Source organism: Streptomyces sp. OfavH-34-F (assembly GCF_022347745.1).
Lineage (GTDB): Bacteria > Actinomycetota > Actinomycetes > Streptomycetales > Streptomycetaceae > Streptomyces.
On record NZ_JAKRGC010000227.1, the window covers coordinates 1 to 10,443 of the forward strand.

Here is a 10,443-nt window from a genome sequence, read left to right on the forward strand (position 1 = left end):
GGCGGGCCTCCGGCCCACGTCGAGCGGGCGCCGGGCGGTTCTGGGGCGGCGGCGGGGCGGCGGGCGGCGCGGCCGCGGGGGAGGACCGCTTCGCCTCCGGAACCGCCTCCAGCTTGTCGTGGACCGGCGGTCCGGCGGTCTGCGGAGCCAGCTGGTGGGCCGGCCGGCCGGTCTCCGGGCGGCCGGGGGCGGCCGGCTGCGGCTGGACGGACACACACCCCGACAGGGTCGCGATCGCGAGACCGGCCAGGAACGTCACGAGGGTTCGGGTTCGCTGCACGTGGCCCACTCTGCGGCGCCGACGCCCCGCCGGTGCGGCCCCCGCGCCCCAATTGGCCCGCACGAGTGACGCCGGTCAGCTCCGTGTTCCGGTCCGCCGCGCCGCACCGGGGGCGGGTGGGTGCCCCAGCAGGCCGCGCAGCAATTCCTCGAAGCCGGTGCGCAGTTCCGCCTCGCTCGGTACGGAGCGGTGGTAGGAGCCGGCCGCGCAGGAGAACATCAACCCCTCGCACCAGGCGACCACGGACAGCGCGTGCCGCTCCGGCTCCGGGGAGCCGGCCGCTGTCATCATCGCCACCAGCGGCGCCCGGAACCGCAGGCCCGTCGCGTCGTAGAACGACCGCAGTTCGGGGCGCCGGGTGGCCTCCAGGGCGAGTTCGTAGCGGCAGACGAGCAGTTCGCGATGGTGCGCCAGGTAGCGGTGGAGCGCGTGGGCGAGCGCCGCCACGAGCCCGTCGCCGCTCCCGGGGCCGACCCCGCCGTCGCCCGCCGGCAGCGTGCCGGGGAGCAGGACCCGGGCCTCCCGCTCGGCCAACCGCCGCACCGCCGCCTCCAGCAGGGACTGCCGGGTGCGGGCGTGGTTGGACGTGGAGCCCTGCGGCAGCCCGGCCCGTTCGTCGACCGCGCGATGGGTCAGCCCCCGCATGCCGCGCTCCGCGAGAAGGGCGAGCGCGGCATCGGCGATCAGGTCGGCCCGTTCGGCGCCTGTGGGACGTGCGGTCATGGGAGCAACCTACCCCCGGAACTACAGATGTAGTACGTTGGCCGTGTCACTACAGGTGTAGTCGCGGTGGAGGGAAAACGATGGACATGCCCCGTGCGGTCGTCATCGGAAGCGGGATCGGCGGCCTCACCGCCGCCGTCGCCCTGCACCGGTCGGGCTGGCGCGTCACCGTGCTCGAACGCGCGGCCTCCCTGGAACCGGTCGGCGCCGGAATCGGCCTCGCCCCCAACGCCCAGCGCGCGCTCGACGTCATCGGCCTCGGCGACGAGATCAGGTCCCTGGCCGCCTGGCAGGGCGAGGGCGGCATGCGCGCGCCGTCCGGCCGCTGGCTCTCGCGCACCGACGCCACCGCCGCCGCCCGGCGGTTCGGCGGCCCGCTCGTCCTGGTCCACCGGTCCCTCCTGATCGCCCGCATCGCCGCCCGGCTCCCCGCCTCCGCCGTCCGCACCGGCTGCCCGGCCCGCCTGATCGATCCCGGCACCCCGGGCGGCGCGCCCGCCGTCGTCGGCACGCCGGACGGGACGATCGAGGCCGACCTCGTCGTCGGCGCCGACGGCATCCACTCCGCCGTACGCACCGCGCTCTTCCCGGACGCCCCCGGCCCCTCCTACGCCGGCTTCACCGCGTGGCGCGCCGTCGTCCCGGCCCCGGACCGCCCGTTCGCGCCGCACGAGACCTGGGGGCGCGGCGCCCTGTGGGGCACCCAGCCGCTCAAGGACGGCCGCGTCTACGCCTACGCGGCGGCCGTCTCGCCCGCCGGAGCACGGGCCGGCGACGAGCGATCCGAACTGCTGCGCCGCTTCGGCGACTGGCACGACCCGGTCCCGCAGATCATCGCCGCCACCGCACCCCAGGAGATCCTGCGCAACGACGTGTACCGCATGGACCGGCCCCTGCCCGCCTTCCACCGGGGCCGCACCGTCCTGGTCGGGGACTCCGCCCACGCCATGGCCCCCACCCTCGGCCAGGGCGGCAACCAGGCCATCGAGGACGGCATCGTCCTCGCCCACCACCTCACCCCCGGCCGCGACCCCGGCGCCGGCCTCGCCGCGTACACCGCCGTACGGCTCCCGCGCACCGCCGCCGTCGTCCGCAAGGCCGACCGCGTCTCCCGGCTCATGCGCCTCACGAGCGCCCCGGCCGTCGCCGCCCGGGACCTCCTCATGTCCACGGTCTCCCGCCTCGGCCCCGGCCTCCTCCTGCGCACGTTCGACGGGATCGCCGACTGGCGTCCGCCGGGCGGCACGTATGCTGCCGGAACGACGACGCAAGCGCCCGGCACACGGCGCTGACCAGCGAGAGGAACACCCTGTGAAGGTCGGCTGCATCGGGCTCGGGGACATCGCGCAGAAGGCGTACCTGCCGGTCCTCGGCGCCCTGCCGGGCATCGAACTGCACCTGCAGACCCGCAACCCGGCCACCCTGGCCGCCGTCGCCGCCGCCCACCGCATTCCGGCCGACCGCTGCCACCAGGACCTGGACTCCCTCCTCGCCCAGGACCTCGACGCGGCCTTCGTGCACGCCGCGACCGCCGCCCACCTCGAGATCGCCGGCCGGCTGCTCGAAGCGGGCGTCCCCACGTACGTGGACAAGCCGCTCGCGTACACGCTGGAGGAGTCCACCCGGCTGGTGGAGCTGGCCGAGGCGCGCGGCACCGGGCTCGCCGTCGGGTTCAACCGCCGGCTGGCGCCGGGGTACGCCCAGTGCGTGGAACATCCCCGCGAGCTGATCCTGATGCAGAAGAACCGGGTGGGGCTGCCGGAGAAGCCCCGCACCATGGTGTTGGACGATTTCATTCACGTCGTTGACACGTTGCGTTTCCTGGTGCCCGGGCCCGTCGAGCACACCGCGGTCAGCGGCCGGATCGTGGACGGACTGCTGCACCACGTCGTCCTCCAGCTCTCCGGCGACGGCTTCACCGCCATCGGCGCGATGAACCGGCTCAGCGGCTCCACCGAGGAGCGCCTGGAGGTCTCCGGCCAGGACTCCAAGCGCGAGGTGCTCAACCTCGCGGAGGTCATCGACCACAAGGGGCAGCCGAGTCTGCGCCGGCGCGGCGACTGGGTGCCGGTGGCCCGTCAGCGTGGCATCGAGCAGGCGGTGCTGGGGTTCCTGGACGCCGTGCGCGACGGCCGTCCGCTGAGCGCCCGCGACGCCCTGGAGACCCACGCCCTCTGCGAACGCGTCCTGCGCGACCTGGACGCCGCGTAGGACGTACCGGCCCGGGCCTGAGGCCGGTTCAGACCCCCTCGCAGGCCGCCGGCCGCGTGCGTCGCCGGGCGCGCGCGGCCCGTACGCCCTCCGCCGCGCCGAACAGGGCCAGCGCCCCCAGCGCCCCGTAGACCGGCCAGTCGCCCAGGCGGACGTACAGCGTCGTGCCGCGCGCCAGCGGCACCCCGTACACGGCCGTGCCGCTGCTGTCCGTGCCGAGCGGGGCCCCGACCGCCTCGCCCCGCGGGCCGTACACCGCGCTGACCCCCGTCAGCGTGGCGTGCACCACCGGCCTGCCGCTCTCCGCCGCCCGCAGCGCACCCAGCGAGGCGTGCTGCCGAGGCGCCCAGCTGTGCTGGAACGACGAGGTGGAGGACTGGGCGACCAGCAGCGCGGCCCCGTCCCGGACCAGCCGGCGGCTCATGTCGGGGAACGCGGACTCGAAGCAGACCAGGGGACCGATCCGCAGCCCGTCCGCGCCGGGCACCCGCATCGTGACCGGACCGCTGCCGCGCAGCCGGTCCTCGCCCGCCGCCCGGCCCATCGAGGTCGCCCAGCCCAGCGCCGCCCGGGCCGGGATGTACTCACCGAACGGCACCAGCCGCATCTTGTCGTAGCGGTCCCCGGTGAGTCCGCCGGGCCCCACCAGCACCGCCCGCTTGAAGATCCCGGTCCGGCCCGCCGCATCGGTCTGCCGGGCGTCCACGTTCACCAGGAGATCCGCGCCCACCGCCCGCGACAGCGCCGCCAGCCGGTCCGCCGTCGCGGTCCGCCGGGCCGGATCGACGCCGACGCTGCTCTCGCCCCACACCACCAGGTCCACGTCCCGCCCCGCGAGGGACCGGGTCAGTTCCTCGCCGAGGGCGAACCTGCGCTCCACGCTGTCCGGACCCGCCACGATCCCCGGCTGCACGACCGCGACCCTCGCCGTCCCCGTCCGTTCCGGCTGCGGCGCCCACATCCAGGCGGCCCCCACCACCAGCGCGCCCACCAGCAGCGCCATGGCGGCCGCGGCCCGCGCGGCGGAGTGCACCAGCAGCACGGTCAGCGCGGTGTTCACCACCACCACCAGCAGGCTCACCAGCCACACCCCGCCCACCGACGCCAGCCGCAGCGCCGGCGCCACCTGCCACTGGCTCGCCCCCAGCAGCCCCCACGGCCCGCCCAGCCCCTCCCAGGACCTGACCAGCTCGATCATCAGCCAGCCGCAGGGCACCAGCACCACGGCCGCCACCGCCGAGCGCCCGGTCACCGGACCCCGCAGCAGCCGGCCCGCCAGCACCCCCCACGGCGCCCACAGCAGACCGAGGAGCGCCGCGAGGACCACGATGAACACGTGCAGGCTCGGCATCAGCCAGTGGTGCACCGCGATCATGAACCCGGTGCCGCCCAGCCACGCGTCGCGCGCCGCCCCGCGCGCCGAACCGGCGGACCGGACCAGCAGCAGGAGCGGCACCAGACAGACGTAGGCGAACCACCACAGGGAGGGCGCCGGAAAGGCGAGCGCCGGCAGCGCACCGGCCAGCAGCGCGGCGACCGCCCGCACCGGCCCCCGGTCGAGCATCCCCGCGCCCCGCTCGCGCCACCCGGCCCACGACCCCATGCCGCGCCTCCTCGTTCCGCCCGCCGGCAGGCCCGTCCGCCGTCCGGTCCCGCTCCTGTGCCCAGTGTGGGGCAGCGGACACGGCCCGCCCGTCAGCAGGGGACGACGGCCACCGGACCCATCGCGTGCGTGAGCGTCGTGTGCGCGACCGGCGACAGCCCGAGCCCCAGCGACTCGCCGCCCCGCCGCCGCCCGATCACCGTCAGCGAGGCGGTGGCGGACGCGGTGACCAGGGTGCGGGCCGCGGTGCCGTTGACCGGCTCCTTCATGACCTCGACCTGCGGATACGCGGCCCGCCGGCCGGCGGTCAGCTCCGCCAGCGAGCGCTCGGCCGCGTCCGCCGCCGCGTTCCGGTCGAAGACGGGCCCGCCGGACAGCATCGACGAGAACATCGTCCAGCCGTGCACGATCCGCAGCCGCGCCCCGGGGTGCGCCGCCGCCGTCTCGAACGCGAAGTCCAGCACCCCTTCGCTGCTCTCGTCGGCGGCCACCCCCGCCACGATGTCCGGGAAGACCTCGTCCGCGCCGCCGGGCTCCTCGCCGTCCCGGCCGCCGTGCACGACGACCACCGGGCACTTCGCCATCGACGCCGTCGCCAGGCTGTTGGACCCGAGCATCAGCGACCGGAACCCGCCCAGCCCCCGTGAACCGAGCACCACCAGCGAGGCGTCCCGGCTCAGCGAGACCAGCGCCGCGGACGGGAAGTCGAGCGGGGCCAGCGTCGTGGACCGCACCCCCGGAGCGGTCCGGTCCGCCCGGCGCACCGCCGAGGCCAGCAGCTCGCCCGCCTCCCGCTCCTGCGCCGCCTGGTCGGCGCGCCGGTCGAGTTGGCGTACGTGCACGATCAGCAGGGGCAGGGCGCGTGCGACGGCCTCGCGGGCGGCCCAGTCCAGGGCCTCCAGGCTGTGCGTGGAGCCGTCGACCGCCGCGATCACGGGAAGGTCGGTGCCGCTCATGGGGGTTCCTCTCGCCGTTCAGGACCTGCTCCGTACGCTACGGGGGCACGCCCCGCGGTGCCGAGGCGGGGCGGCCGTCCGGGCTCCGGCACGGTGCGGTCCGGTACGCCGTTGTGCCGGTGGGCGGGGCCTTCGGCGCCTATGCTCGCGGGATGGAGCAGAGCGAAGTCGTGAAGCGTGTGGTCGGCATCCTGACCGAGGCGGGCGAGATGCGCCGGCTGCTGGAGGAGAACCCGGACCGCGACGACGCCGACACCGATTCGACCGTGGTCACCGCCCTTCTCAACGAGACGATGCCGAGGATCTCGATCCCGGAGGACGCCACCGTCGAGGACGTCGTGGTGGTCGTCGGGCGCGAGGTCGGGGGCGCGGTCGAGCAACTGGTCGGGGCGTTCACCCTGGCGTTCGCCATGCTGGCCCAGGTGCACGACTCCGGGCAGACGGACGTGACGTCGGCGGACGTCCTCCAGGACCTCGCCCTGCGCGCCGAGCAGTTCGGCGCCGAGGGCCCCGGCGACACGGAGATCTGAACCCCGCCCCGTACACCGCCCGCATACGCGAGAGCCCGTCGCCCCCCGCCGTGACCGGGGGCGACGGGCCCCTGCGTCAGCCCGCCGACTCGCCCGCGTGCGGGCTCAGCGTGTCGGTGCCGACCAGCGCGAAGATCACCACGCCCAGGATGATCCGGTAGATCACGAACGGCATGAAGGACTTGGTGGTAATGAAACGCATAAACCATGCGATGACCGCGTAGCCGACGCCGAACGCGATGAACGTCGCGAAGATCGTCGGGCCCCAGGCCACATGGCCCTCGCCCGCGTCCTTCAGCTCGAAGACGCCCGAGGCGAGCACCGCGGGGATCGCCAGCAGGAACGAGTAGCGCGCCGCCGCCTCGCGCGTGTAGCCCATCAGCAGACCGCCGCTGATCGTGGCGCCGGACCGCGAGACGCCCGGGACCAGGGCCATCGCCTGGCAGAAGCCGTAGATCAGGCCGTCCCTGACGCCCAGTTCGCGCAGGGTCTTGCGCTCCTTGCCGGCCCGGTGCCTGCCGCCCTTCTCGTCGCGCGCGGCCAGCCGGTCCGCGACACCCAGGACGATGCCCATCGCGATCAGGGTGGTGGCGATCAGGCGCAGGTCGCGGAAGGGGCCCTCGATCTGGTCCTGGAAGGTCAGCCCGAGCACCCCGATCGGGATGGAGCCGACGATGACCAGCCAGCCCATCTTGGCGTCGTGGTCACCGCGCATCGAACGGTCCGTCAGCGACCGGAACCAGGCCGAGACGATCCGGGCGATGTCCTTGCGGAAGTAGATGAGGACCGCGGCCTCCGTGCCGATCTGGGTGATCGCGGTGAAGGCCGCACCCGGGTCTTGCCAGTCGGCGAACGCGGCGGTCAGCCGCAGATGCGCGCTGGAGGAGATCGGCAGGAACTCGGTCAGTCCCTGGACGAGGCCGAGGACGAACGATTCGAACCAGCTCATGGGGCTTGGGCCATCCCGGAGTACTCATGCAGCGGCCGGCGGCGTCGGGCGCCCGGCGGCATGCGGATTGGGGGGTGCGCGGACAGGGCCGTGCCGGGCCCGGTTCCGTCTGTCGGTCGCGGGCAGCGTATCGCCCCGGGGTGAACAGCCGGCGACAACCCCCGCGCGCCCGGTCCGCCGGGGTCAGCCGCCGAGCCGGTGACGGCGGCGCCAGGCGACGACCGCGCCACCGGCCCCCGTCAGCACGATGAAACCCATCGCCGCCAGGAACGCCGGCGAGGTCGGCGACGACGCCTCGCTGCCCGCCACCACGTACGCCGCCGTGTTCGGGATCGACCCCAGGCCGGTCGCCACCAGGAACGCCGGATAGCCCATGCGGGAGACGGCCGCGCAGTAGTTGGCGGCGGCGAACGGCACACCGGGGAACAGCCGCAGCGCCAGCATCGAGCGGAAGCCGTGCCGGCTCAGCTGCCCGTCCGCCGCCCGCAGCCACCGCCCCCGCACCAGCGTGCGCAGCGCGTCCTGGCCCAGGACCCGGCCGAGCAGGAACGAGATCCCGGCGCCCAGCACCGTACCGCCGAGCGCCGCCGCGAGACCTGCCTGCGCGCCGAACAGCGCGCCCGCCGCGAGGTTCAGCAGCGGGCGCGGCACGAACGCCACCGTGCAGAGGCCGTACGCGAGGCCGAACAGCACCACCGCCGTGGCACCGCCGCTCAGCTCCCCGAGCCGGCCGGACGTCACCAGCCGCTGCGGCTCCAGCAGCAGCATCGCCGTCGCCGCGCCCACCAGCACGGCGACCAGCAGCGACAACCGGGACCACGGCGAGAGCAGCACCCGCGTGCAGCGCACGGCGAGGCCGGGGGAGGGCCGGGCGGCGGGGACGGTGTCGAGCATTCGGGGAGAGTAACCGACAAACGGGGTTGATCGCCGCAACGCGCCCCGCCCGATCCGCTGCCCCACGCCCCGCCCGGCCCCCGCCCGCCCTCCGCCCGGTCCGCCGGCCCGCCTCCGGCCCAACCGCCGTACCCCCCGCCGTAATTCGCTCGACGCGCGGACCGGTCCCCGGCATGATCGGAGCATGTTCCGGTACGCCTTTCCCGCAGCGCCGTCCGCAGTCGCGGACGCGCCGAAGGCTGCCGTGAACGTCCTCGCAGCAGCAGACGCAGCGGTCGCCGCTGCCGCAGCGCCCTTCGGCGGCGCCCGAAGCTGACCCTCCCCCGACTGTCTGTCCGGCGGACCCCGCGAGGGGAGGGTCGGCCGGACCACGGGGTCCTCATCCAGCTTCGCATCCCAAGGAATCCACCATGCCCAAGACGGCATACGTGCGCACCAAGCCCCACCTCAACATCGGCACCATGGGCCACGTCGACCACGGCAAGACGACCCTGACCGCCGCCATCACCAAGGTGCTCAGCGACCGCGGCACCGGCACCTTCGTGCCCTTCGACCGCATCGACCGGGCCCCCGAGGAGGCCCAGCGGGGCATCACCATCAACATCTCGCACGTCGAGTACGAGACCGACACCCGGCACTACGCGCACATCGACATGCCCGGCCACGCCGACTACATCAAGAACATGGTCACCGGGGCCGCCCAGCTCGACGGCGCGATCCTCGTCGTGTCGGCGCTCGACGGGATCATGCCGCAGACCGCCGAGCACGTCCTGCTCGCCCGCCAGGTGGGCGTCGACCACATCGTCGTCGCGCTCAACAAGGCGGACGCCGGTGACCCCGAACTCACCGACCTGGTCGAGCTGGAGGTGCGCGAGCTGCTCACCGCGCACGGCTACGGCGGCGACGCGGCGCCCGTCGTCCGCGTCTCCGGCCTGCGGGCGCTGGAGGGCGACCCACGCTGGACGGGGGCGGTGGAGGCGCTGCTCGACGCCGTGGACACCTATGTGCCGACGCCGGTCCGCTACACGGACGCGCCGTTCCTGCTGCCCGTGGAGAACGTCCTGACCATCACCGGCCGCGGCACCGTCGTCACCGGCGCCGTGGAGCGCGGCACCGTCCGGGTCGGCGACCGGGTGGCCGTGCTCGGCGCCGACACCGAGACCGTCGTCACCGGGCTGGAGACCTTCGGCAAGCCGATGGAGTCCGCCGAGGCCGGCGACAACGTCGCGCTGCTCCTGCGCGGCGTCGAGCGCGACCGGGTGCGGCGCGGCCATGTCGTCGCGGCGCCGGGCAGCGTCACCCCGAGCCGGCGCTTCACCGCGCAGGTGTACGTCCTGTCGGGGCGCGAGGGCGGCCGCACCACCCCGGTCACCACCGGGTACCGGCCGCAGTTCTACATCCGCACCGCCGACGTGGTCGGCGACGTGGACCTCGGCGAGGCGGGGATCGCCCGCCCCGGCGAGACGGTCACCCTGACCGTCGAGCTGGGCCGGGACATCCCGCTGGAGCCCGGTCTCGGCTTCGCGATCCGCGAGGGCGGGCGCACGGTCGGGGCCGGCACCGTCACGGAGCTGCTCTGAGCCGCCCCGGCCCACCCGGGCCCTCCTCCCCCGGACACCCGGGGGAGGAGGGCCCCCGCACAATAGGGGAGTGAACGAGCCCATCCCCGTCATCCGCGCCGTGGACCACGGCACCGCCCGGCTGCTCCCCGACGTGGACCGGGAACGGGCCTGGCTGCTCACGGTCGACGACGCGCCCCAGTCGTACGTCGACCTGGACGCGCCGGAGCACCTGGAGTTCGAGTACGCGCGACGGCTCGGCCACGTCGTGGACTGCGCGGCGGCCCCGGGCGCGCCGCTGGACGTGCTGCACCTGGGCGGCGGCGGGCTCACCCTGCCCCGCTACGTCGCGGCCACCCGACCCGGCTCCCGGCAGGAGGTGGCGGAAGCCGACGGAGCGCTGCTGGAGCTGGTCGCCGCGCACCTGCCGCTGCCGGCGGACAGCGGCGTCACCGTGCACGCGGCGGACGCCCGCGCCCGGCTGGAGGCGACCGCCCCCGGCTCCGTCGACCTGCTCGTCGCGGACGTCTTCGGCGGCTCCCGGGTGCCCGCCCACCTGACCTCGGTGCCCTACGCCCGCGCGGCGGCCCGCGCGCTGCGGCCGGACGGGATCTACGCCGCCAACCTGGCGGACGGGCCGCCGTTCGGCTTCCTGCGCTCGCAGCTGGCCACCTTCGCGACCGTCTTCGGCGAGCTGGCGCTGATCGCGGAGCCGGGCGTGCTGCGGGGCCGCCGCTT

At 75.1% G+C, this 10,443-nt stretch carries 10 protein-coding genes and 1 pseudogene; 5 read left to right on the top strand and 6 right to left on the bottom strand.

What is annotated here, in order from left to right:
• Together MHW47_RS25695 and MHW47_RS25700 are read right to left on the bottom strand one after the other, a co-directional pair.
• Positions 1 to 280, bottom strand: a pseudogene (locus MHW47_RS25695) (hypothetical protein); the annotation flags it as partial.
• 75 nt (positions 281 to 355) lie between these two features.
• Positions 356 to 1,003: a TetR/AcrR family transcriptional regulator gene (locus tag MHW47_RS25700; protein ID WP_239226144.1), complete on the bottom strand. Its 648-nt coding sequence runs from the start codon at positions 1,001 to 1,003 to the stop codon at positions 356 to 358.
• A gap of 80 nt (positions 1,004 to 1,083) precedes the next feature.
• Here MHW47_RS25700 and MHW47_RS25705 point away from each other — a divergent pair, with 80 nt between their 5' ends.
• Both MHW47_RS25705 and MHW47_RS25710 read left to right on the top strand, forming a co-directional pair.
• Positions 1,084 to 2,295: an FAD-dependent monooxygenase gene (locus tag MHW47_RS25705; protein ID WP_239226145.1), complete on the top strand. Its 1,212-nt coding sequence runs from the start codon at positions 1,084 to 1,086 to the stop codon at positions 2,293 to 2,295.
• 19 nt (positions 2,296 to 2,314) lie between these two features.
• Positions 2,315 to 3,214 carry a Gfo/Idh/MocA family protein gene (locus tag MHW47_RS25710; RefSeq protein WP_239226146.1) on the top strand — a complete coding sequence of 300 codons (900 nt, stop codon included), beginning with the start codon at positions 2,315 to 2,317 and terminating at the stop codon, positions 3,212 to 3,214.
• 28 nt (positions 3,215 to 3,242) lie between these two features.
• Here MHW47_RS25710 and lnt read toward each other — a convergent pair whose 3' ends face one another.
• Both lnt and MHW47_RS25720 read right to left on the bottom strand, forming a co-directional pair.
• The gene (gene lnt / locus MHW47_RS25715; RefSeq protein WP_239226147.1) at positions 3,243 to 4,817 is read right to left on the bottom strand and encodes an apolipoprotein N-acyltransferase; all 1,575 of its coding nucleotides are present in this window, start codon (positions 4,815 to 4,817) and stop codon (positions 3,243 to 3,245) included.
• Positions 4,818 to 4,909: 92 nt separating this feature from the next.
• On the bottom strand, positions 4,910 to 5,773 hold the full coding sequence (locus tag MHW47_RS25720) for a universal stress protein (protein WP_239226148.1): 864 nt from the start codon (positions 5,771 to 5,773) through the stop codon (positions 4,910 to 4,912).
• Between the two features lie 152 nt (positions 5,774 to 5,925).
• Here MHW47_RS25720 and MHW47_RS25725 point away from each other — a divergent pair, with 152 nt between their 5' ends.
• A complete protein-coding gene (locus MHW47_RS25725) occupies positions 5,926 to 6,303 on the top strand; it encodes a hypothetical protein (RefSeq protein WP_111334193.1) in 378 nt (125 codons plus the stop codon).
• A 76-nt stretch (positions 6,304 to 6,379) separates the two neighbouring features.
• Here the strand turns inward: MHW47_RS25725 and MHW47_RS25730 are convergent, their stop codons facing one another.
• Together MHW47_RS25730 and MHW47_RS25735 are read right to left on the bottom strand one after the other, a co-directional pair.
• Positions 6,380 to 7,252: an undecaprenyl-diphosphate phosphatase gene (locus MHW47_RS25730; RefSeq protein ID WP_239226149.1), complete on the bottom strand. Its 873-nt coding sequence runs from the start codon at positions 7,250 to 7,252 to the stop codon at positions 6,380 to 6,382.
• Positions 7,253 to 7,435: 183 nt separating this feature from the next.
• Positions 7,436 to 8,146, bottom strand: a complete 711-nt coding sequence (locus MHW47_RS25735) for a TVP38/TMEM64 family protein (RefSeq protein WP_239226150.1) — start codon at positions 8,144 to 8,146, stop codon at positions 7,436 to 7,438.
• A gap of 410 nt (positions 8,147 to 8,556) precedes the next feature.
• On the opposite strand from MHW47_RS25735, the gene tuf reads away from it, so the two are divergent.
• Positions 8,557 to 9,726 (top strand): elongation factor Tu, encoded by a 1,170-nt coding sequence (tuf, locus tag MHW47_RS25740; protein WP_239226151.1) that lies wholly within the window; start codon positions 8,557 to 8,559, stop codon positions 9,724 to 9,726.
• Positions 9,727 to 9,796: 70 nt separating this feature from the next.
• Positions 9,797 to 10,443 (top strand): spermidine synthase (locus MHW47_RS25745; protein ID WP_239226152.1); only part of this gene is annotated, 647 nt, incomplete at its 3' end.

Coding starts and splice junctions, on each gene's coding strand:
- MHW47_RS25700 (WP_239226144.1), bottom strand. CDS start 1,003: ATGACCGCACGTCCCACAGGCGCCGAACGGGCCGACCTGATCGCCGAT.
- MHW47_RS25705 (WP_239226145.1), top strand. CDS start 1,084: ATGGACATGCCCCGTGCGGTCGTCATCGGAAGCGGGATCGGCGGCCTC.
- lnt (WP_239226147.1), bottom strand. CDS start 4,817: ATGGGGTCGTGGGCCGGGTGGCGCGAGCGGGGCGCGGGGATGCTCGAC.
- MHW47_RS25720 (WP_239226148.1), bottom strand. CDS start 5,773: ATGAGCGGCACCGACCTTCCCGTGATCGCGGCGGTCGACGGCTCCACG.
- MHW47_RS25725 (WP_111334193.1), top strand. CDS start 5,926: ATGGAGCAGAGCGAAGTCGTGAAGCGTGTGGTCGGCATCCTGACCGAG.
- MHW47_RS25730 (WP_239226149.1), bottom strand. CDS start 7,252: ATGAGCTGGTTCGAATCGTTCGTCCTCGGCCTCGTCCAGGGACTGACC.
- MHW47_RS25735 (WP_239226150.1), bottom strand. CDS start 8,146: ATGCTCGACACCGTCCCCGCCGCCCGGCCCTCCCCCGGCCTCGCCGTG.
- tuf (WP_239226151.1), top strand. CDS start 8,557: ATGCCCAAGACGGCATACGTGCGCACCAAGCCCCACCTCAACATCGGC.